Source organism: Marinobacterium ramblicola (assembly GCF_019084545.1).
Lineage (GTDB): Bacteria > Pseudomonadota > Gammaproteobacteria > Pseudomonadales > Balneatricaceae > Marinobacterium_D > Marinobacterium_D ramblicola.
On record NZ_JAHREP010000014.1, the window covers coordinates 1 to 20,753 of the forward strand.

At 58.9% G+C, this 20,753-nt stretch carries 20 protein-coding genes; 6 read left to right on the forward strand and 14 right to left on the reverse strand.

The window, feature by feature from the left end; translation table 11 throughout:
- Positions 1–148: 148 nt before the first annotated feature.
- The 6 genes from tnpC to typA form a co-directional block, all read right to left on the reverse strand.
- The gene (tnpC, locus tag KQ940_RS11915) at positions 149–1,726 is read right to left on the reverse strand and encodes an IS66 family transposase (protein ID WP_217414002.1); all 1,578 of its coding nucleotides are present in this window, start codon (positions 1,724–1,726) and stop codon (positions 149–151) included.
- A 90-nt stretch (positions 1,727–1,816) separates the two neighbouring features.
- Positions 1,817–2,152, reverse strand: coding sequence for an IS66 family insertion sequence element accessory protein TnpB (tnpB, locus tag KQ940_RS11920; protein WP_217413857.1), 336 nt, complete (start codon positions 2,150–2,152; stop codon positions 1,817–1,819).
- Positions 2,149–2,517: an IS66-like element accessory protein TnpA gene (gene tnpA / locus KQ940_RS11925; RefSeq protein ID WP_217413858.1), complete on the reverse strand. Its 369-nt coding sequence runs from the start codon at positions 2,515–2,517 to the stop codon at positions 2,149–2,151. Before tnpA ends, tnpB begins: the two co-directional genes overlap by 4 nt.
- Before the next feature lie 300 nt (positions 2,518–2,817).
- Entirely contained in the window at positions 2,818–3,264 is a 447-nt protein-coding gene (gene dtd, locus KQ940_RS11930) for a D-aminoacyl-tRNA deacylase (protein ID WP_217413859.1), read from the reverse strand.
- A gap of 5 nt (positions 3,265–3,269) precedes the next feature.
- A complete protein-coding gene (pip, locus tag KQ940_RS11935; protein WP_217413860.1) occupies positions 3,270–4,220 on the reverse strand; it encodes a prolyl aminopeptidase in 951 nt (316 codons plus the stop codon).
- Between the two features lie 134 nt (positions 4,221–4,354).
- Complete coding sequence (gene typA, locus KQ940_RS11940; RefSeq protein WP_217413861.1) at positions 4,355–6,172, reverse strand: translational GTPase TypA; 1,818 nt, start codon at positions 6,170–6,172, stop codon at positions 4,355–4,357.
- 407 nt (positions 6,173–6,579) lie between these two features.
- On the opposite strand from typA, the gene glnA reads away from it, so the two are divergent.
- From glnA to KQ940_RS11965, 5 genes are all read left to right on the forward strand, one after another.
- Positions 6,580–7,986 (forward strand): glutamate--ammonia ligase, encoded by a 1,407-nt coding sequence (glnA, locus tag KQ940_RS11945; RefSeq protein WP_217413862.1) that lies wholly within the window; start codon positions 6,580–6,582, stop codon positions 7,984–7,986.
- A gap of 270 nt (positions 7,987–8,256) precedes the next feature.
- A complete protein-coding gene (glnL, locus tag KQ940_RS11950) occupies positions 8,257–9,330 on the forward strand; it encodes a nitrogen regulation protein NR(II) (protein WP_217413863.1) in 1,074 nt (357 codons plus the stop codon).
- Positions 9,314–10,750: a nitrogen regulation protein NR(I) gene (gene glnG, locus KQ940_RS11955; RefSeq protein WP_217413864.1), complete on the forward strand. Its 1,437-nt coding sequence runs from the start codon at positions 9,314–9,316 to the stop codon at positions 10,748–10,750. Before glnL ends, glnG begins: the two co-directional genes overlap by 17 nt.
- Before the next feature lie 45 nt (positions 10,751–10,795).
- Complete coding sequence (gene trmL, locus KQ940_RS11960; protein WP_217413865.1) at positions 10,796–11,263, forward strand: tRNA (uridine(34)/cytosine(34)/5-carboxymethylaminomethyluridine(34)-2'-O)-methyltransferase TrmL; 468 nt, start codon at positions 10,796–10,798, stop codon at positions 11,261–11,263.
- Positions 11,264–11,276: 13 nt separating this feature from the next.
- The gene (locus KQ940_RS11965) at positions 11,277–11,633 is read left to right on the forward strand and encodes a hypothetical protein (protein ID WP_217413867.1); all 357 of its coding nucleotides are present in this window, start codon (positions 11,277–11,279) and stop codon (positions 11,631–11,633) included.
- On the opposite strand, the gene KQ940_RS11970 is transcribed toward KQ940_RS11965, so the two are convergent.
- From KQ940_RS11970 to leuS, 4 genes are read right to left on the reverse strand one after another with little or no spacing between them, the layout of a single operon-like run.
- A complete protein-coding gene (locus tag KQ940_RS11970; protein WP_217413868.1) occupies positions 11,621–11,947 on the reverse strand; it encodes a c-type cytochrome in 327 nt (108 codons plus the stop codon). The two genes, KQ940_RS11965 and KQ940_RS11970, sit on opposite strands and share 13 nt — an antisense overlap.
- Positions 11,948–11,959: 12 nt before the next feature.
- The gene (holA, locus tag KQ940_RS11975; RefSeq protein ID WP_217413869.1) at positions 11,960–12,997 is read right to left on the reverse strand and encodes a DNA polymerase III subunit delta; all 1,038 of its coding nucleotides are present in this window, start codon (positions 12,995–12,997) and stop codon (positions 11,960–11,962) included.
- Between the two features lie 9 nt (positions 12,998–13,006).
- Complete coding sequence (locus KQ940_RS11980; protein WP_217413871.1) at positions 13,007–13,501, reverse strand: LPS-assembly lipoprotein LptE; 495 nt, start codon at positions 13,499–13,501, stop codon at positions 13,007–13,009.
- 9 nt (positions 13,502–13,510) lie between these two features.
- On the reverse strand, positions 13,511–16,108 hold the full coding sequence (leuS, locus tag KQ940_RS11985) for a leucine--tRNA ligase (protein WP_217413873.1): 2,598 nt from the start codon (positions 16,106–16,108) through the stop codon (positions 13,511–13,513).
- A gap of 318 nt (positions 16,109–16,426) precedes the next feature.
- Between leuS and KQ940_RS11990 the strand changes: the two genes are divergently transcribed.
- Positions 16,427–16,981 carry a zinc ribbon-containing protein gene (locus tag KQ940_RS11990; protein WP_217413874.1) on the forward strand — a complete coding sequence of 185 codons (555 nt, stop codon included), beginning with the start codon at positions 16,427–16,429 and terminating at the stop codon, positions 16,979–16,981.
- On the opposite strand, the gene lnt is transcribed toward KQ940_RS11990, so the two are convergent.
- From lnt to KQ940_RS12010, 4 genes are read right to left on the reverse strand one after another with little or no spacing between them, the layout of a single operon-like run.
- Positions 16,898–18,427, reverse strand: coding sequence for an apolipoprotein N-acyltransferase (gene lnt, locus KQ940_RS11995; protein WP_217413875.1), 1,530 nt, complete (start codon positions 18,425–18,427; stop codon positions 16,898–16,900). The genes KQ940_RS11990 and lnt overlap by 84 nt on opposite strands.
- Positions 18,428–18,429: 2 nt before the next feature.
- The gene (locus KQ940_RS12000; RefSeq protein ID WP_217413877.1) at positions 18,430–19,272 is read right to left on the reverse strand and encodes a CorC family transporter; all 843 of its coding nucleotides are present in this window, start codon (positions 19,270–19,272) and stop codon (positions 18,430–18,432) included.
- A 9-nt stretch (positions 19,273–19,281) separates the two neighbouring features.
- Entirely contained in the window at positions 19,282–19,737 is a 456-nt protein-coding gene (ybeY, locus tag KQ940_RS12005; protein ID WP_217413878.1) for an rRNA maturation RNase YbeY, read from the reverse strand.
- Positions 19,734–20,747, reverse strand: a complete 1,014-nt coding sequence (locus tag KQ940_RS12010; RefSeq protein ID WP_217413880.1) for a PhoH family protein — start codon at positions 20,745–20,747, stop codon at positions 19,734–19,736. Before KQ940_RS12010 ends, ybeY begins: the two co-directional genes overlap by 4 nt.
- Positions 20,748–20,753 lie beyond the last annotated feature (6 nt).

Sequence of the window (20,753 nt, forward strand, 5' to 3'; positions counted from 1 at the left end):
GGTCATCGCCAGGCACCTAATGATCCCGAAAGGGAGTGAAGAACCCCGGTACCGCAAGGTATCGGGGTTTTTTGCGTCTACGCGCTGCGTGCCTGTCAGGAAAATATCCGAACGTCGTAAGCGTAAGCGACCGGTGATCACAACCTTGTCAGTGATCGGTGGTGGGATTCCAGTTATGGGGTAGCAGCTCGTTGATTGCACTAGCCTTCTGGGTCGGTAACCGTGTCAGCACATCTTTCAGATAGGCATACGGCTCATGCCCGTTCAGCTTGGCGGACTGGATCAGGCTCATCACCGCAGTGGCCGACGTGCCGCTGCGCAAGGGGCCGGCGAACAACCAGTTTTTCCGACCGAGCGCCCAGGGCCGGATCAGGTTCTCGATTGGGTTGTTGTCGATCGGGATCGCCCCGTCATCCAGATAGCGTGTCAGCGCGGCCCAGCGCTTGAGGCTATAGTCCAAGGCATTCGCGATCGCCGTGCCGTCCGGCACTTTCAGCCGCTGAGCCAGTATCCATTCATGCAGGGTTTTGAGGATCGGCTTTGAGTGCTCTTGCCGGAGCTGTTGCCGCTCATCGGCGGTCAAGTCGCGGGCATCCTGCTCAACCTTGTATAGCTGCTTGATGTAGTCCACTGCTTGGCCGGCGATCTGACTCTTGCCCACCACATGCAGTTCGACGAACTTACGTCTGGCGTGGGCCATGCAGCCGATCTCGGTCATTCCCCGCTCGAAGCCCGCCTTGTAGCCGCTATAGTCATCGCAGACCAACTTGCCGGTCCAGTCACCGAGCATGTCACGCGCGTGCTGGCCGGCACGCCCAGGCGCGAAGTCGTACACCACCGCCTTCAGGTCGGAGAACGCTGTGCTGGCATAGGCCCAGATATAGGCCTTGTGGGTTTTCTTCTTGCCCGGAGACAGCATCGGCACCGGCGTCTCGTCCGCATGCAACACCGCTTCCTTGAGGAGCGCATCGCGCAACGCATCGACCAGTGGCTGGAGCTGTACACCACAGAGGCCGACCCACTCGGCCAGGATGGAGCGTGGCAGTGCGACACCGGCACGGGTGAAGATCTGTTCCTGTCGGTACAGCGGCAGATGATCGGCGTACTTGGCGATCAGCACTTGGGCCAACAGGCCGGTGGTCGGGATGCCCTTGTCGATCACGTGCGCCGGCATCGGCGCCTGAGTCAGCGTCTCGCAGCTATCACAGACCCATTTGCCGCGGATATGCCGCTCCACCGTGAACACGCCGGGCGTGTAATCGAGCTTCTCGCTGACATCCTCGCCGATACGCTTGAGCTGGCAGCCGCAGCGGCACTGGGTATTCTCCGGCTCATGGCGGATCTCAGTACGGGGCAGTTCAGTTGGGAGCGGTGAGCGCTTGGGCTGGCGTTTCTCCGGCCTGGCCGCCGTCGGCGCACTCAGTTGCTCAAGTTCCGCTTCGATCGCCGCAATATCGGCATCGACCACCTCGTCCAGCAGGCTGATCTGAAGCACGTTGAGGTGTTCACTACGCTGGCCGTACTTATGGCGTTTGAGCAGGGCCACTTCGTGCGTGAGTTGTCCTATTTTCAGATCGCGCTGCTGAAGGGTTTGATGACTCTGCTGAAGGGCTTGATCGCGCGCCAGGATCACCTGATCCTGCTGCTCGACACGTGTCATCAGCTCGGCGGCTAAGTGGCGGAGTTGTTCAGCGGAGAGTTGCGAGAGATCGGGAGGCGTGCTTATGCGGGACAGTATGCCCGCGTTACGTTGGTATGGGGATGCCCGGATCGGCTAATAGCCTACTGAACCCGGCTGTGCTTGGTCAGGCAGGCGTCAGATGAGGGTAATCACACCTGCGGCGCCGAGTCGCTGCCAGGGCAGGCCTTGCACCAGGGCGTGCAGTTGTTCAGGCATCAGTGCCATATGATCGTCGCGCCAGATCTCGGCCCAGTGGAACTTGCCCCGGTTCAAGCGACGGGCGCAGAGCCAGATACCCAGTCCGTCATGGAGCAGTACTTTCATCCGGTTGCCGCGCTTGTTGGCGAACAGATAGGCGCAGTGAGGGCGGGCCTCACCGAACACCTTCACCACCCGAGCCAATGTCGTCTCGGGACCGGCCCGCATATCCATCGGCGTGGTGGCCAGCCAGATCTCATCAATGCGGATCATTGCAGCAGTTCCTTGAGCCAGCGAGCACATTGGTCGGCAGCGGCGGTCGGCCAGCACACTGAGATGGAGCCTCGTGGAGTGGGGATCTCGATACGGATCTCGCCTGGTTCGTGAGCAGGGGAAGAGGCCGAAGGCGCTGAGGCATACAGCGGGAGCTTCACAAAATCGTTCGGCGCCGGGAGTCTGTTGTGTTGGAGTTCCCGTTGGCGAGCCTTACGGATCCAGGTCTGCACCTGGTTAGCATTGAGCTCATGTTCACGCGCCACCTGAGCGATAGAAGCACCTGGTTGGAGGCAGGTGGAGATCACCGCGGCTTTGAACTCAGGAGAATGGCGGCGACGCTTGCGGATCGTGTCGGTCGTCATGATAAGTGCCCACTTAAAAATAGATGGGCACTTATTGTTGGCGTGCTAGTCGATCGCGGGAAGATGTGTTGGCCGGACGGTTACACATAGCACATAAAAATAGGAAAAATTCCTATATAAACCGAGCGGAAATTAGGGGAATATGCGCTTCGAGGGACGCAAGGATGCGTATTGAAAAAGCGGGATGCTTTACCTCACCCCATGTCATGGAGGACATGGGCGCGGCATGGAAGCTGCGGTGGGGCTCTGTTACACGGATGTGGGCAGGCCCCGACCTCCTTCTCCTAATGCGCTGTCGGCCTACTCGGCAGGGCTTTCCAGCATGAACGTTACCGGGCCGTCATTTTCCAGCGTGATCTGCATGTTGGCGCCAAAGCGTCCTGTGGCTACCTGGCTTAATTGATTCTTGGCCTGTGCTGCAAAGTAACGGTAGAGCTGTTCGCCATGCTCGGGTGTAGCACCTTTAGAAAAGCCGGGGCGCAGGCCTTTCCGTGTATCTGCCACCAGCGTGAATTGGGAAACCACCAGTAGGCCACCATTAGTATCCAGCAGACTGAGGTTCATGCGGCCCTCTTCGTCCGGAAATATCCGGTAGTTAAGTACTTTATGCAGCAGCTTATCTGCGCTCTGCTGAGAGTCGCTTTTTTCTACACCCAGCAGTAGCAGTACTCCTTTGCTTATTGCGCCTACTATTTCACCATCTACTCTGACATTGGCGTGGCTGACGCGCTGAATAAGTCCTTTCATCTATCTTATGCCTGGCTGCGTGCGAAGTGATCGGTTGCGTTGACGAGGTTGTCGATGATCCCGGGTTCGAAAGCGGAGTGCCCGGCGTCGCGGACGATGTGCAGCTCTGCCTGAGGTAGCTGTCGATAGAGTGCGAACGCCTGCTCTATGGGGCACACCATGTCGTAGCGCCCATGCACAATGGTGGTGGGTATTGAGCGTATCTGTTTGCAGTCTTCCAATATCTGGTTTGGCCTGAGGAACGCCTCGCTAATAAAGTAGTGCGCTTCTATGCGGGCCATGGCCAAGGCAAAATGGGGATCAGAAAAGTGGTCCACTACTTCGGGATTGGGATCCAGGGTTGAGCAGCGCCCTTCCCAGACCGACCACGCTTTCGCGGCGGCCATGCGGATCAATTCGTTATCGGATGTGAGCCGCTTGTGGTAAGCAACCAACAGATCCTGGTGTTCGGCTTCGGGGATCGGCTCCAGGTAATCCTGCCAAAAATCGGGAAAAATAGCGCTCGCGCCGCGCTGGTAGAACCAGTCAATATCCTGTTTCCGGCAGAGGAATATGCCACGTAAGATCAGGCCGCAGGCTCTGTCGGGGTGGGTTTGGGCGTATGCCAGGCTCAACGTTGAACCCCAGCTTCCCCCAAACAGCAGCCACTGCTCGATATTAAGGTGATCGCGTATCTGCTCCATATCTCCAATGAGCGCCGACGTGGTGTTGTTGTCCAGACTGGCATGTGGTGTAGAACGTCCGCAGCCGCGCTGGTCGAACAGGATGATGCGATACTTATCCGGATTGAAGAAGCGTCGATGGGTGGGTGAGCAGCCGCCGCCTGGGCCGCCATGAACGAACAGCACTGGAATCCCCGATGGATTGCCACTCTCCTCTACATACAGGGTATGACCGTCGGCGGTTGAAAGGCTGTATTCCACGTTTGGTTGTATATCAGGGTAGAGGGTGCGCATGCATAACTCCGTTTATCTATATCCGGCAGTCTCAGTATAAAACTAGTGCAGGGGCGGGGACAGGCGAGGATTTGGAGCGCTTATACATAAAAGGCAGCCAATCGGCTGCCCTCGGGGTATCGCAGATTGAGGTGTTACGACTTTTTGGAACCGGCACGCTTGCGCTCGTTTTCCTTCAGCAGCTTCTTGCGAATGCGGATGCTGGTAGGCGTAACCTCAACCAGTTCGTCGTCCTCAATGAAGTCCAGCGCCTGCTCCAGCGAGAACTTGATCGGTGGTGTCAAGATGATGTTTTCGTCTGTACCCGAGGCGCGAACGTTGGTCAGTTGTTTGCCCTTGGTGGGGTTGACGACCAGATCGTTTGAGCGACTGTGGATACCGATAATCATCCCTTCGTAAACCTCGATGTTCGGGTCGATAAAGAGACGCCCGCGCTCCTGCAGGGCATACAGTGAATAACCCAGTGCTTTGCCCGCTACCATGGAGACCAGGACCCCGTTGATGCGGGATACCACCTCTCCCTTGTTGACCGGCCCATAGTGGTCGAAGATCGAGGTCATGATGCCGGTGCCGGACGTCATGGTCAGGAACTGACTGCGGAAACCGATCAGACCGCGGGACGGGATCATGAAGGTCAGTCGTACGCGGCCCTTGCCATCCACTTCCATGTTGGTCATATCGCCACGGCGCTTGCCCAGCTCTTCGATGATCGATCCCTGGTGCTGCTCCTCGACATCCAGCATGACCAGTTCGTAGGGTTCCTGGATCTGGCCGTCGATCTCTTTCTGGATGACTTCGGGACGCGATACGCCGAGCTCGAAACCTTCGCGGCGCATGCTTTCGATCAGGACCGACAGGTGCAGTTCGCCACGGCCGGAGACTTTGAACTTCTCCGGTGAGTCGCCCGGCTCAACGCGCAGTGCCACGTTGTGGATAAGTTCTCTATCCAGTCGCTCTTTGATGTTGCGGCTGGTGACAAACTTGCCGTCCTGGCCGGCAAAGGGTGAATCGTTGACCTGGAAGGTCATGGATACCGTTGGCTCATCGACGGACAGAGCGGGCAGAGCTTCAATGACCTCCGGATCGCACAGAGTGTCGGAGATGTTGAGTTCATCCAGTCCGGTAACGCAGATGATGTCGCCCGCCTGCGCTTCTTGCACTTCGGTGCGCTCAAGGCCGAGATAGCCCATGATCTTCAGCACGCGGCCGTTGCGGACTTTGGCATGGCTGTCGATCACTTTAACCGGAGTATTGGTGCGAATCCTGCCGCGAGTGACGCGACCCACGCCGATAACACCGACATAGCTGTTGTAGTCCAGTGCGGAGATCTGCATCTGGAAAGGTCCGTCGGCGTCGACAATCGGAGGATGAACATGTTTGACGATCGCTTCGAACAGCGGTGTCATGTCGTCCGCCATATCGTCGGGATCGTTGCCGGCGATGCCGTTCAGTGCTGAGGCGTAAACCACAGGGAAGTCGAGCTGCTCATCGGTCGCGCCCAGGTTGTCGAACAGATCGAAGACCTGGTCCATTACCCAGTCGGGGCGAGCGCCAGGGCGGTCGATCTTGTTGATGACGACGATAGGATGCAGGCCTCGTGCGAAAGCCTTTTGCGTTACGAAGCGGGTCTGTGGCATGGGCCCATCGACGGCATCAACCAGCAGCAGTACAGAGTCGACCATGGACAGTACGCGTTCAACTTCGCCGCCGAAGTCTGCGTGTCCCGGAGTGTCGACAATGTTGATGCGGTATTCGCCCCAGCGGATAGCTGTGTTTTTCGCCAGAATGGTAATACCGCGCTCGCGTTCCTGGTCGTTCGAGTCCATCACTCGCTCTGAACCTTCGTCGCGTCGAGTCAGGGTACCGGACTGCTGCAGAAGTTTGTCCACGAGTGTTGTTTTGCCATGGTCGACGTGTGCGATGATGGCGATATTTCTGAGGTTTTCGATCACGCGGTTTTACCTGGATTGATTCTAAAGCGCAGTATTATACGTAAGGGATTGCGAACAATCGATTACTAAGTGAGCATTGAGTGTCTAGCTGCATAAACCGGGCTCTCAGGTGTCGGTGATAGAGGCGACTTTGATTAGGTTCCGGTATTATGCTGGGTGAGTCGTTGCGTGCAGGGAACATCTCGGACAGGTAATGCTCCGTATTGGTGCATTACGGTTCTTTGGTGGGCTATATTGGTGCATTGCTGCGTGCTTGGCCTGGTCTAGGCGACCAGAAAATAGGCATTTAGCACAATTTCAGTGCTGGCATATAAATTGCTTTTAGTAGTGCCATGGTTAGCTCGTTAAAAAACGTGCGGCTGAATAAGTATTAGCGTCTGGCAAATTCATCGAGTGGAGAGAGCCAAATGTCAGAGAAGACTCTGAATCTGATCAAAGAGAGCGATGCGCGCTGGGTAGACCTGCGTTTCACTGATTCCAAAGGTAAAGAACAGCACCTGACCATTCCGGTCACCGAAATCGGCGACGACTTCTTCGAAGAAGGCAAAATGTTCGATGGTTCCTCCATCGCTGGTTGGAAGGGGATCAACGACTCCGACATGATCCTGATGCCGGATGACAGTGCCTCTGTAATGGATCCGTTCTCCGAAGATGCGACTGTTATCGTACGTTGCGACATCGTTGAACCGATGACGGGTCTGGGTTACGAGCGTGATCCGCGCTCTGTGGCCAAGCGCGCTGAAGAGTACCTGAAATCTACCGGTATCGCCGACACCGCCATGTTCGGTCCGGAGCCGGAGTTCTTCGTATTCGACTCTGTTGAGTGGCACGCCGACATGAGCGGCTGTGGTTACACCATCCACTCAGAAGAAGCGGCTTGGGCCTCTAACCACAAGATCGAAGGCGGTAATATCGGTCACCGTCCGCGCGTCAAGGGCGGTTACTTCCCGGTTCCGCCGGTCGACTCCCTGCACGACCTGCGTGCTGCCATGTGCGACGCCATGACTGCGATGGGTCTGGCTGTCGAAGTTCACCACCACGAAGTGGCGACTGCCGGTCAGTGTGAGATCGGCGTGCGCGGCAACACCCTGGTCAAGAAGGCGGACGAAGTTCAGGTCCTGAAGTACTGCGTACACAACGTTGCGCACTCCTACGGCAAGACTGCGACCTTCATGCCGAAGCCGATCGTTGGCGACAACGGTTCTGGTATGCACGTTCACCAGTCTCTGTCTAAAGATGGTGTTAACATCTTCGCAGGCGATGCTTACGCTGGCCTGAGCGAAACTGCGCTGTACTACATCGGCGGTATCATCAAGCACGCCAAGGCGCTGAACGCTATCTGCAACCCGGGTACCAACTCCTACAAGCGTCTGGTACCGGGCTTCGAAGCGCCTGTTATGTTGGCTTATTCTGCACGTAACCGTTCCGCTTCCATCCGTATTCCGTACGTGACCAGCCCGAAAGGTCGTCGTATCGAGACCCGTTTCCCGGATCCGATCGCTAACCCGTACCTGGCTTTCGCTGCGCTGATGATGGCGGGTCTGGACGGTATCCAGAACAAGATCCACCCGGGCGATGCGGCTGACAAGGATCTGTACGATCTAGAGCCGGAAGAAGCGGCTGAGATCCCGCAGGTTTGTGCGACTCTGACCGAAGCGCTGGACGCTCTGGAAGCGGATCGCGAGTTCCTGACCCGTGGTGGTGTGTTCACCGACGACATGCTGAACGCTTACATCGCGCTGAAGCGTGAAGAGGTTCAGAAGGTCAACATGACCACTCACCCGGTTGAGTACGATCTGTACTTCTCTGTCTAATTAGGCGGAAAGTGTAAGAAAAAGGGTCTCCTGTTGGAGACCCTTTTTTGTTGGCTGAAGATAGCGGACAGGCTGACGTCAGTTAGGTAGTGCTCAGTGTGAGTGCTAGTGCGGTTAGTTAATGCACTATAATGGTGCATTTTATAGAGATGTTGCTGCTATAAACTTGTCGAGTGCTCTGATCCTGCGCAGCTGTGGTACGTAATCGGGCGTATGTAAATTGGCTCCTAACTTGCATACATAAAATTCAATGAAGTAGAGAGTGAGTCGATGTTTCGTCAACAGTCGCATAAACAGATCCTGGATAATCTGACCTCGTCGGTCCTGCTGCTCGATGAGTCTTTGCGGATTCAGTACATGAATCCGGCGGCGGAGATGCTGCTGGAGGCGACTCTGCGCCGACTCAAGAATCGATCGATCGACGAATGGCTCTCCTCCAGTGAGGAGGAGGTCAGGGTTCTGAAGGAGTCATTGAGAAGCGGGCATCCCTACAGTAAACGAGAATCCAGACTGGTAACCCAATCCGGCCAGGAGTTGATTGTCGACTACAGTGTCAATCCGGTGCCTCAGTCTGGCTTGTTGCTGGAGATTCAGGCGCGGGATCGGTTGATCAGGATCGAGCGCGAAGAGGAGATGCTGACGCGTCACGCGACTGCCAGAACGCTGGTCCGGGGCCTGGCCCATGAGATCAAGAATCCTCTGGGCGGGATCCGCGGTGCGGCGCAACTGCTGGAGCGCGAACTGACGGATGACAGCCTGCACGAATATACCCGTATCATCATCGAGGAGGCTGATCGGCTGCGCAATCTGGTCGATCGTCTGCTCGGCCCGCATAAGCTACCGAACATCGAGATGGTCAATATTCACGCGATACTGGAGCGTGTCTGCAGTCTGGTGCAGGTTGAATCTGCCGGCCAGATCCGCTTGGTGCGCGATTATGACCCCAGTATTCCCGAATTCGAAGGTGACAGTGAACAGCTGATCCAGGCGATGCTGAATATTACGCGCAATGCGATGGAGGCGCTGCAGGAGTCGAATACGCCCCAGCCGCAGATTCTCTTGCGTACACGGGCGTTACGTCAGATAACGCTGGGTACGGAGCGGCATCGGCTGGTGTGCTCGGTCGAGATTATCGACAACGGACCGGGAATTCCCGCTGACCTGCTGTCGAGCATTTTCTATCCGATGGTGACGGGGAGGGCGGATGGCTCGGGTCTTGGGTTGTCGATTGCCCAGTCGATCATCAATAGCCATCACGGCCTAATCGAATGTAACACTGAACCGGGTCAGACACGGTTCCAACTGTTTATACCGCTGGAGCAGAATCATGAGAACCTCAGGTAATGTCTGGGTTGTAGATGACGATCGATCTATTCGCTGGGTACTGGAAAAAGCACTCTCTTCAGCGGGTGTGGATACTCAGGTTTTCGAGAATGCGGATGATCTGATACGTCGATTGGAGCGCGAGCAGCCGGATGCGATCCTCAGCGATATCCGGATGCCGGGTACCGATGGGCTGGAGCTGCTCAATCATATCCAGCAGGTGAACCCGGATATGCCGATCATCATCATGACGGCGCACTCCGACCTGGATAGCGCCGTAGCCTCCTATCAGGGCGGGGCGTTCGAGTATCTGCCCAAGCCCTTCGATGTCGATGAGGCGGTGGCGTTGGTCAAGCGCGCCATCGAGCACGCGCATGAGCGGCGTGAAAAGGTGACCGAGGAGGCCGTCGACGCCAGTGCCGAGATCATCGGCGAGGCGCCGGCGATGCAGGAGGTGTTTCGTGCCATCGGCCGTTTGTCGCACTCCAATATTACCGTGTTGATCAATGGTGAGTCGGGCACCGGTAAGGAGCTGGTAGCCCATGCCCTGCATCGCCATAGTCCTCGTTCGGCACGGCCTTTTATCCCGCTCAATATGGCGGCGATTCCGAAGGATCTGATCGAATCGGAACTCTTTGGCCACGAGAAAGGAGCGTTCACCGGTGCACAGGCTGCCCGTCGGGGCCGCTTTGAGCAGGCAGATGGCGGCACTTTGTTTCTTGACGAAATCGGCGATATGCCGGCCGATACCCAGACCCGTCTGCTGAGGGTACTCGCCGATGGTGAGTTCTATCGGGTGGGCGGTCATACGCCGGTGAAGGTGGATGTGCGGATTATCGCGGCGACGCATCAAAATCTGGAGCGTCTGGTGAAGGAGGGGCGGTTCCGTGAGGACCTGTTTCACCGCCTCAACGTCATTCGAATTCATATTCCCAAACTGGCCGAGCGGCGCGAAGATATTCCGCGCCTGGCGCGCCACTTCCTCGCACACTCCGCAGAGGAGCTGGCGGTCGAGCCAAAGGTGCTTAAACCCGATACCGAGCAGTTTTTGTGTGATCTACCCTGGCCCGGCAACGTACGGCAGCTGGAAAATATCTGTCGCTGGTTGACGGTGATGGCGTCGGGTAGAGAGGTGCTGATCTCTGACCTGCCGACAGAGCTTGTCGAATCGCAGGAGGAGGGGGCGCCGGTCAGCGGCAGTTGGGAGCAGGCGCTGAGAGTCTGGGCGGATCAACAGCTCGCTCGCGGTCATCAGGCAATCCTGAATGAAGCGGTGCCGCAGTTTGAGCGGGCGATGATCGAGGTGGCGCTCAAGCATACTGCCGGCCGACGTCGGGATGCCGCCCAGCTGCTTGGCTGGGGGCGCAATACCCTGACCCGGAAGATCAAGGAGCTGGGCATGGACTCCGGCGATCTGGCCGATGACGAGAGTGACGACTGAGGTGTTATCGGGTTAGTATCCGGCTCCTCGTATCAGGAGCCGGATATGCTTAACGTGGTCCTCTATCAGCCGGAAATTCCACCCAATACCGGCAATATCATCCGGTTGTGTGCCAACACCGGTTTCACCCTGCATCTGATCGAGCCCCTGGGGTTCGCCCTCGATGATAAGCGCTTGCGCCGTGCCGGGCTTGATTATCACGAGTATGCCGCCGTTAAGACCTGGCAGACGCTTCAGGAGTGTGTCGACGCAGTGCAGCCAAAACATGTCTGGGCGCTGACAACCAAAACCGATCGCTGCTATACCGAGGCACGTTTTTCCAGCGGTGATATCCTGCTGTTCGGGCCTGAGACAAGGGGGTTGCCGGATGATGTGCGCCAGCGTTTCTATACCCTGCGCTTACCGATGCTTAAGAACAGTCGCAGCATGAACCTGTCCAACGCCTGTGCCGTGGTGGTCTACGAGGCCTGGCGGCAACTTGGATTTGAAGGTGCGGAACGCGGACTCGGCTAGGAGGAGTAAAGTAATGGCAGGTGGCCGGGAGCAGGGGTTGATGCAGCATGCACTGATTTTGACCCGTATAGTCCCTGAGCGCGGGTTGGATGGTGTTTTGACGGCGGTGAGCGCTGTGACCCATGATGGGCGAGCGGTGCGTTTCGAATCGCAGCCGGATCAGCATATCAATCTGACCATTCTGGAGTATCAGCGCGCTCCGCTTTTGCTGCTGACGGATCGGCTATATGAGCCGTTTCCCGGTGTCATTACTGTGCCGGGTGACGCGCTGCTGTCGATCGTGCCAATGTCGGCGGAACATATACGTGCCCTGCTTGACCGTAATGAGGGGGATCGCCTGCTGGAGGCGGTGTCGGTTCAGTTACCCTGATGGCGCAGCTTGTAGGCGTATTGCGCAACGGCGTCGGCCTGTTCCGGGCTGAGCTGGGGCAGGCGAATATCCGGATGCCGGGATGGCTGGGTGTAGTCATGGCGTATCATCAGTACCAGCTCATGCGGTTTCAGTTGCGCCCTGTCTGAAGGCAGTCGCTCCAGCCGCGCACCCAGATTGCGCTCGACATGGCAGCTGCGACAATAGTAATCGTACAGCTCTTCGCCGCTTTTCATGCGCGCGGGATCCTTGGGGCCGCAGGCTGCCAGCAGCAGGCAGGTTGTTATAATGCCCAATCGCAAGGCCGTCGGCATGGCGGTCACCTCTCAGTATGCCGCGATCTGCCAAGGCAGTTGGCAGCCCGCCAGGCTGAGTGTGATCTGGCTTAGCAGTAACCAGGGATCGTCCGCACGCTGACCTTTGATCGCCATATCCACATCGGCGGCCTGGTCGAGCAGCGTTTCCAACTGCTCCGGACGCAGTCGGCGGCAGGCGTTGCGCACCAGCTGTTTGCGTTTGCCCCAGAGGCGTTCCTTTTGACATAGCGGATCGTAGGGCTGGCCGGCAGCCAGTGCCCGGGCCACGCGGTGCAGCATACGAATATCCCGCGTCAGTGCCCAGAGCACCACGGCAGACTCGTTACCCTCCTGGCGCAATACCTGAAGGATATGCTGCGCACGTCCGGGATCGGACTGCAGTGCGGCATCGGTCAGTGCAAAGATATCGAAGCGGGAGCTGTCGCTGACTGCCTGGATCACCTGCTCGGGTGACAGGCGCTGGCCGGGGTAGAGCAGCGCCAGTTTGTCCAACTCCTGACGAGCGGCGAGCAGGTTGCCTTCGATCCGATCGGCGAGCAGTTGCAGTGCTTCGGGATCCAGTTGAACGCCTTGGGAGGCGGCACGTTGACCGAGCCACTGTACCAGTTGGTCGGGCTCGATCGGCCATACCTCAACGACAGCGCCCACCTGCTCGACGGTTTTGAACCAGGCGCTCTGTTTTACATTGCGATCAAGGCGATCGCAGATGATCAGCAGGGCGTTATCGGGGGCAGGGTTGGCAAGGTAGCGCTGCAGCAGGTCACTGGACGCCTTGGTCAGTTTCTGATTGCCGAGGCGGATCTCGATCAGCTTTCGTTCGGCAAAGAGGGAAAGGGCATTCGCACTTTCAAGCAGGGCATCCCAGTTAAAGCTGGCGTCCACATGCATCACTTCGCGTTCGCTGAAGCCGAGGTTGCGCAGATGGGCGCGTATCGCGTCGACACTCTCGCCGCAGAGCAGCGGCTCGTCACCGGTGACCAGATAGACCGGAAGCGCCTGAGTCAGGCGCTCCAGCTGATTGGCTAATTGGTCGGCGCGTAACTTCATGGTGTGCGACTAGAGGCTGCTTCTGAGGCTCAGGTACTGGCGCACGATCTGCTGCGCCAGTTGCTCCTGCAGTCCTGTACGCAACTGATCCTCCAGTGTGTTGCGGGCCGTGGTGTTGTCGTCGTTGTTGAATACCCGCTCGGCACGTACCTCGCGATCGTCGATCAACGCCTTGTCTTCAGCGTCAAAGACGCTGAAACGCACCGAGCCGATCAGCTCATATTCAACCGCATCGGCGTTCAGTGTCAGGGTCAGCGCCCGGCGACGAACCCTTTCGCTGTGAATCTCAAGCCTGTAGCTCGCGCCGCTGGTGACTTCTATGCCATTCAGGGCCAGCAGATTGTTAAGGTGCGGACGAATATTGCTTGGTCGCTCCTCTGGAATAATCAGCTCGACCTGGCGCAGGGCGGCGGGGACATCATAGCTGCCTACCGGGTGAAAGCCGCAGGCGCTGATCACCGTCGCGGTGATCAGCATCAGTAATGAACTACGCAGCGTGCGCATGTTGGCCTCCTAGCCGACGACAATATTGACCAGTTTACCTGGCACCACGATCTTCTTGCGGATCGCCTTGCCCTCCATGTGTTTCTGCACATTATCTTCAGCCAGTGCCAGGTGCAGGATCACATCCTCGTCGGCGTCGGCGGCAACACAGATCTTGGCGCGCAGTTTGCCGTTGACCTGTACCACCATCTCGATGCTTGAGCGGACAAGCGCCTGGGGATCGACCCGAGGCCAATCCGAGTGCAGGATAGCGCCCTCGTGCCCGAGCTGCTGCCAGAGTTCATGGCTGAAGTGGGGGACGATGGGTGACAGCAGCAGAACCGCCGTTTCCAGCGCTTCGTGCATCACCGCGCGACCCTGCTCACTGGCGTCAACAAAGCGGGAGATGCTGTTGGACAGCTCCATGATCGCGGCGATCGCGGTGTTAAAGGTTTGCCGGCGTTCGATGTCGTCGGTCACTTTCTGGATCGTTTCATGCACTTTCAGGCGCAGTTCGCGCTGAGCGTCACTCAGCTCATCGGTTTTCAGCGTGGCAATCTGGTTGCCCGCATCAAGCAGATGGTCGTGTACCTGTTTCCACAAGCGGCGCAGGAAGCGGTTGGCGCCCTCAACACCGGAATCGGACCACTCCAGCGACTGCTCCGGCGGAGCGGCGAACATCATGAACAGGCGCACGGTGTCGGCACCGTAACGATCGATCATCACCTGGGGGTCGATGCCGTTGTTCTTCGACTTCGACATCTTGGACATGCCGTCGTGCTTCAACGCCAGGGCGTCGGACTTGCGCCGTGCGGCGACGACGCGCCCCTTGTCGTCGGTGTCGGTTTCGACCTCGGTCGGTGAAACCCAGACCTTGCCGCCCTGTTCATCCTCGAAATAGTAACTGTCGGCCAGCACCATGCCCTGGCACAGCAGGCGGGTAAACGGCTCATCCGAATCGACCAGTCCCTCGTCGCGCAGCAGTTTATGGTAGAAGCGCGAGTAGAGCAGATGCAGGATCGCGTGTTCGATACCGCCGATATACTGATCCACCGGCAGCCAGTAGTTGGCGCTGGTCGGGTCGAGCATCTCGTTGCCGGCAAAGCGGCTGGCGTAGCGGGCGAAGTACCAGCTCGACTCCATGAAGGTGTCGAAAGTGTCGGTTTCGCGTTCGGCGGCACCGCCGCACTTCGGGCAGCTGGTCTGGATGAAACTGTCCATCTTCTTGATCGGCGAGCCGACACCGTCGAAGGCGACATCTTCCGGCAGCAGTACCGGCAGTTGATCCTCGGGCACCGGCACGGAGCCACAGCCGGCGCAGTTGATCACCGGGATCGGTGCGCCCCAGTAGCGCTGGCGGGATACACCCCAGTCGCGCAGGCGGAAGTGGATGGTGACCTTGCCGCGACCCTTGTTGGACAGCTCCTTGGAGATCGCCTTGAACGCGACATCAAACTCCAGATCGTCGAAGTCACCGGAGTTGATCAGCACGCCCTTGTCGGTGAACGCTTCCTTGTCCAGATCCACCACCAGGTTGCGGTCGGTAGGCGCGATCACCTGCTTGATCGGCAGGTTATACTTCTTGGCGAACTCCCAGTCACGCTGGTCGTGACCCGGTACCGACATCACCGCGCCGGAGCCGTAATCCATCAGTACGAAGTTGGCGGTCCAGACCGGTACCTTTTCGCCGGTCAGCGGGTGAGTGGCGTCGATGCCCAGCGGCATCCCCCTCTTCTCCATGGTCGCCATATCGGCTTCGGCAACCTTGGTGTGACGGCACTCCTCGATGAAGGCGGCGAGCTCGGCGTTGTGCTGTGCCGCTTTCAGCGCCAGCGGATGCTGCGCGGCCACGGCAACATAGGTCACGCCCATCAGTGTGTCGGGGCGGGTGGTGAACACTTCGAGATCGCCATCGCCCTCGACGTGGAAGCTCAGCTCCACCCCCTGGGAGCGGCCGATCCAGTTGCGCTGCATGGTGCGCACCTGCTCCGGCCAGTGCTCCAGCTTGTCGAGGTCGTCGAGCAGCTGGTCGGCATAGTCGGTGATCTTGAGGAACCACTGCGGGATCTTCTTGCGCTCGACGATAGCGCCGGAGCGCCAGCCGCGGCCGTCGATCACCTGCTCGTTGGCCAGTACGGTCTGGTCGACCGGATCCCAGTTGACTTCGGCCTCCTTCTTGTAGACCAGTCCCTTCTCCAGCAGGCGGGTAAAGAACCACTGCTCCCAGCGATAGTATTCCGGGTGGCAGGTGGCCAGCTCACGCGACCAGTCGTAGCCGAAGCCCATCTGCCGCAGCTGATCGCGCATGTAGTCGATGTTTTCGTAGGTCCACTTGGCCGGCGCCACGTTGTTCTTGATCGCGGCGTTCTCCGCGGGCAGGCCGAACGCGTCCCAGCCCATCGGCTGCAGCACGTTTTTACCCTGCATGCGCTGATAACGGGAGATCACGTCACCGATGGTGTAGTTACGAACATGCCCCATGTGCAGTCGCCCGCTGGGGTAGGGGAACATTGACAGGCAGTAGAACTTCTCACGGCTGGGGTCTTCCACTGCCTTGAAGCTGTCGTGCTCCTGCCAATACTGCTGGGCTTTGGTTTCGATTTCCCGGGGCTGATACTGTTCGTTCATTACGGTCCGTTGAGCTCTATTCACAATAAAACCGGCGCTTTTCGGAGCCCGCATTCATGGGTGCGGTGAGTAGCGCCGGTTGCAAAGTATTTGGGTGATTTTTCTATATAAAACTATCGAATAGTACACTAATACGACTGATGCATAGGATACAGCGCAAAGGCGGCCCAAAGCCAGTTTTCGCCACCTTTCACTGATCTTGCGCAGAGACTTTCCGGCAACCCGGCGCTGTACTATAGATATAGACAAGCGCAGATCGAACGCTGAGGTTCACCGGCGTTGCGATCCGGCAGTATCCCGACGCGGTAAGGAGCCGTCATGAGTAAGAACGATAAACGTCCACCGGAACATTCGGAGCAGGCCCCTGAAGCCTATGACCGTATCCTCGACCGGCTGCGGGAGCGCCTGGACAAGGCGGGTACTCACTCCTGGGACTATCTGCAGGAGCAGATCGAGGAAGCGGCCGAACTGGAGTTGGCCGCCGAGGATATGACCCGTGACGAGATGGATCTGCTCAAAGCCTATATCCGCCGTGACCTGACCCAGCTCGGGTACTACATCCACGAAACCGGCGCCGGTGTTGCTGCCTGGCTGCATTTCGATCTGGATGTGCTGGAGCGAAAGGTTGTCGATCGCCTGCTGGATCTGGCCGACCGCACCCGGATCGAGCTCGAGCTGCTGCGGGAGCAGCTGGCGCATGGCGAGAACGAGTACCTGGCCGGTGAGATCACGGCGCCGGGCACGCTGGAGTGTCAGGTGTGCGGTACCAGCCAGGTGCTGACCCAAACCTCAGTGATTCAGCCCTGTAGCTGTGGCTCGGTCGTGTTTGCGCGCCGCTCCGACGCGCAGGAGCAGCAATCCCAGCAACAGTAGCAGCGTGAGCGCCAGCACGGGCCAGACGCCGACGCGCTGGTAGGGTGTCTGCCCTGTCATCGGGGTGATGCTGCCCCTGAGTACACCGATCTCATCCACCGGCAGCTGTGCGCTGACCTTCCCCTTGGGGTCGATCAGCGCGGTGATGCCGTTGTTGGTACCCCGAATCACCCAGCGACCGTTTTCCAGCGCGCGCATCCGGGCCATCTGCAGGTGCTGGTCGGGGCCGATCGAGCGGCCGAACCAGGTGTCGTTGGAGACGGTGAGGACCAGCTCGGCAGAGCGCGCGCTCTTGCGCACCAGTTCGGGGTAGGCGATCTCGTAGCAGATTGCCGAGGCGATTGCGTAGCGCCCAAGCCTCAGTGGCGGCAACTCCCGTTGCGGCAGGCTGAAGCTGGACATCGGCAGATTGAAAAATTCGATCAGTCCGCGCAACTGGGCTTCCAGCGGTACATATTCACCGAACGGCACCAGGCGGCGCTTGTGGTAGAGGCCGGTCTGTTGGCCCAGGGCCGCGAGGCTGTTGTGGTAGAGCACCCGTTCCGGGGCGTTCAGATCCCGGGTCGCGGTGGGGAGTCCGGTGATCAGCGTGGTATCCGTTGTCTCCAGCCACTGCAGCAGCGGGGCGAGTCTGCCCGCAATCCGGTTGTAGAGCGCGGGCAGGGCGTTTTCCGGCCAGACCACCAGGTCCGCGTCCGGCTGCTGTTCGGTCAGGTCGACCAGCTGGTCGAGAATCGAGTTCAGGTAACCCGAATCCCACTTCATCAACTGCGGCACGTTGGGTTGCACCACGGCAACTTGCAGCGGCTCTCCAGCAGTCTGGCTCCAGCGGTTGGGAACCAAGAGTGCAATCAACAACAGTACTGTGCCTGGTAGCAGCGGTGACAGGCGTCGCCGCAGCAGTGCTTCGACGGAGCCTGCGGCGAGCAGCAGGCTCAGCATCGACAGCAGCCAGACACCGCCGATCGGGGCCAGAGTGTTGACCGGAGTGTCGATCCAGGCGTAGCCGAGATAGAGCCAGGGGAAGCCGGTCAGCAACCAGCTGCGCAGCCATTCGAACAGCCACCAGAGTGCAATGAAGCCGAGCCAGGCGTGGCGGCCGGAAAACCAGCGTGCGCCGATCCAGGCCTGGAGTGCGAACAGCAGTGCCAGCGAGGCGCAGAAGGCCAGTGTCAGCGCTGCGGCCAGTACAACGGAGGCGTTGCCGTAGGTGTGGATGCTGACATAGACCCAGGATACGCCGGCGCCAAAAAAGCCCAGGCCGAACAGCCATCCGCGCAGCAGTGCCTTGGCAGGGGGCTGGTCGTGCAGCAAAAGCCAGAGCAGTGCCGGTGAGAGCAGGGCAAAAAGGGGCAGGGAATTGGGCGCAAAGGCCAGTGCTGTAGCAGCACCGGCCAGCAGGACCGCTAGATTCGGTGCGATCTGCCTGGTCAGGGGGCGATGCATGGTCAACGTGCCAGGCGGTTGACCTGCAGCAGCCGGATGCGGCGATTGTCGCTGCTCAGCACCTTGAAGCTGAAACCATCGAACTCTACGCACTCTTCCTTGCTCGGCAGGTGGCCGAAGTGCCGGGTCACGATACCGCCGATGGTATCGAATTCGTCGTCGGGCAGGCCGACGTCGAAATATTCGTTGAAATCCTCGATCGGGGTCAGCGCCTTGACGATATAGCCCTCGTCATCGAAAGGTTTGATATTGCCTTCGGCATCGTCGGCGTCATGCTCATCCTCGATCTCGCCGACGATCTGCTCCAGCACATCCTCGATGGTGATCAAGCCGGCGATACCGCCGTACTCGTCCACTACGATCGCCATATGGTTGCGGGTGCCGCGAAACTCCTTGAGCAGCACATTCAGCCGTTTGCTTTCCGGAATCATGGTGGCTTTGCGCATGCAGCTGCGCAGATCGAACTCGTCGAGACGTCCTTCGAGCATGTAGGGCAGCAGATCCTTGGCCAGCAGCACACCCACCACCTCGTCCGGGTTTTCGCCGCAGACCGGGAAGCGGGAGTGGGCGCTGGAGATGATCAGCGGCATGAAGTCGCGCGGCGACTGACCGATGTGAACCACCGACATCTGCGAGCGCGGGATCATCACGTCGCGCACCTGCATGTCGGACACCTGCATGGCACCTTCGACGATGCTGACGGCGTCCTGGTCGAGGATTCCATCCTCGCCGGCTTCGTACAGCACCTCAAGTACATCTTCGCGGGTGCGAGGCTCGTCGGAGAAAGCGTTGGCTAATTTTTCCAGCCAGCTTTTCGACGAGCCGCTCGATCGGTCTTCGCTCATATAGTGCCTCTAGGCGGGTTCATAAGGGTCTGCAATGCCGAGGTGGGCCAGCAGCTCGCGCTCCAGCGCTTCCATCTCTTCGGCTTCGTCGTCTTTTATATGATCGAAGCCGAGCAGATGCAAGGTGCCATGGATCACCATATGCGCCCAGTGGTCCTCAAGCGGCTTGTTCTGCTCCTCGGCTTCCTGGCGTACAACGTCCGCACAGATCGCCAGATCCCCGAGCAGGTCGATGGGGATTCCGGCTGGCGCTTCGAACGGAAAGGAAAGCACGTTGGTCGGCTTGTCCTTGCCACGGTACTCGCGATTGAGCTCCTGGCTCTCCTCGGCGGAGACGATGCGGATGCAGACCTCGCCGCGTGTCAGCCGCCCCTGAAGTGCAGCGCTAACCCAGCGCTCGAATGCCTCTTTACCGGGCAGATCCTTGTCGTCGACGTCCACCTGCAGGTCGATGTTATAGCTCACGCTTTGTCTCCAGTTTCCGAGCGTTCACGCTTCTCGAACGCCTCATAGGCCCTGACGATATGCTGTACCAGCGGGTGGCGCACCACATCCTGGGCGGAGAAGTGGGTAAAGCCGATCCCCTGGACCCCCTTGAGCACTTCGATGGCGTGCAGCAGGCCGGATTTGGTGCCCTTGGGCAGGTCGACCTGGGTCACGTCACCGGTAATCACGGCGGTGGAGCCGAAGCCGATACGGGTCAGGAACATCTTCATCTGCTCGCGGGTGGTGTTCTGGCTCTCGTCGAGAATGACGAACGAACCGTTCAGGGTGCGTCCACGCATGTAGGCCAACGGCGCCACCTCGATCACGTTGCGCTCGATCAGCTTGGCTACCTTCTCGAAACCGATCATCTCGTACAGCGCGTCGTACAGCGGGCGCAGGTAGGGATCCACTTTTTGTGCCAGATCGCCGGGCAGGAAGCCTAACTTCTCGCCGGCCTCGACCGCCGGGCGCACCAGCAGGATGCGGCTGACCTCTTCGCGCTCCAGCGCCTCCACGGCGCAGGCCACGGCCAGGTAGGTCTTGCCGGTACCGGCCGGGCCGATACCGAAGTTGATGTCGTGCTGTCGGATCGAGCGTACGTAGCTCTGCTGGTTCTGACCGCGGGGACGGATCTGCACCTTGCGGGTGCGGATGCTGACGCCCTTGTCCTCGGCCGACAGCGAGCTCTGCAGCTGCTCGACACCGGCCTGCTGTAGGTGCAGATGCACCCGCTCCGGCGTCACGGTCTCGCCGCTCAGGGCGTCGCGGTAGAGCTGCTTCAGGATGTCGCCGACCGCCTCGATCAGGCTCAGGTCGCCAAGCAGCTGGAAAGCGCCGCCGCGGTTGCGGATCTCCACGCCCAAGCGCTGCTCGATCAGACGCAGGTGCTCGTCGAACTGACCGCACAGGTTGGCCAGCGCCTTGTTGTCTTCCGGCTCCAGGTGAAGCTTGATGGAGGGTTGTGCCAGCGAGTTTTCGCTATCGCTCATCTCAAG

Coding starts and splice junctions, on each gene's coding strand:
- tnpB (WP_217413857.1), bottom strand. CDS start 2,152: ATGATCCGCATTGATGAGATCTGGCTGGCCACCACGCCGATGGATATG.
- tnpA (WP_217413858.1), bottom strand. CDS start 2,517: ATGACGACCGACACGATCCGCAAGCGTCGCCGCCATTCTCCTGAGTTC.
- dtd (WP_217413859.1), bottom strand. CDS start 3,264: ATGAAAGGACTTATTCAGCGCGTCAGCCACGCCAATGTCAGAGTAGAT.
- pip (WP_217413860.1), bottom strand. CDS start 4,220: ATGCGCACCCTCTACCCTGATATACAACCAAACGTGGAATACAGCCTT.
- glnA (WP_217413862.1), top strand. CDS start 6,580: ATGTCAGAGAAGACTCTGAATCTGATCAAAGAGAGCGATGCGCGCTGG.
- glnL (WP_217413863.1), top strand. CDS start 8,257: ATGTTTCGTCAACAGTCGCATAAACAGATCCTGGATAATCTGACCTCG.
- glnG (WP_217413864.1), top strand. CDS start 9,314: ATGAGAACCTCAGGTAATGTCTGGGTTGTAGATGACGATCGATCTATT.
- trmL (WP_217413865.1), top strand. CDS start 10,796: ATGCTTAACGTGGTCCTCTATCAGCCGGAAATTCCACCCAATACCGGC.
- KQ940_RS11965 (WP_217413867.1), top strand. CDS start 11,277: ATGGCAGGTGGCCGGGAGCAGGGGTTGATGCAGCATGCACTGATTTTG.
- KQ940_RS11970 (WP_217413868.1), bottom strand. CDS start 11,947: ATGCCGACGGCCTTGCGATTGGGCATTATAACAACCTGCCTGCTGCTG.
- holA (WP_217413869.1), bottom strand. CDS start 12,997: ATGAAGTTACGCGCCGACCAATTAGCCAATCAGCTGGAGCGCCTGACT.
- KQ940_RS11980 (WP_217413871.1), bottom strand. CDS start 13,501: ATGCGCACGCTGCGTAGTTCATTACTGATGCTGATCACCGCGACGGTG.
- leuS (WP_217413873.1), bottom strand. CDS start 16,108: ATGAACGAACAGTATCAGCCCCGGGAAATCGAAACCAAAGCCCAGCAG.
- KQ940_RS11990 (WP_217413874.1), top strand. CDS start 16,427: ATGAGTAAGAACGATAAACGTCCACCGGAACATTCGGAGCAGGCCCCT.
- lnt (WP_217413875.1), bottom strand. CDS start 18,427: ATGCATCGCCCCCTGACCAGGCAGATCGCACCGAATCTAGCGGTCCTG.
- KQ940_RS12000 (WP_217413877.1), bottom strand. CDS start 19,272: ATGAGCGAAGACCGATCGAGCGGCTCGTCGAAAAGCTGGCTGGAAAAA.
- KQ940_RS12010 (WP_217413880.1), bottom strand. CDS start 20,747: ATGAGCGATAGCGAAAACTCGCTGGCACAACCCTCCATCAAGCTTCAC.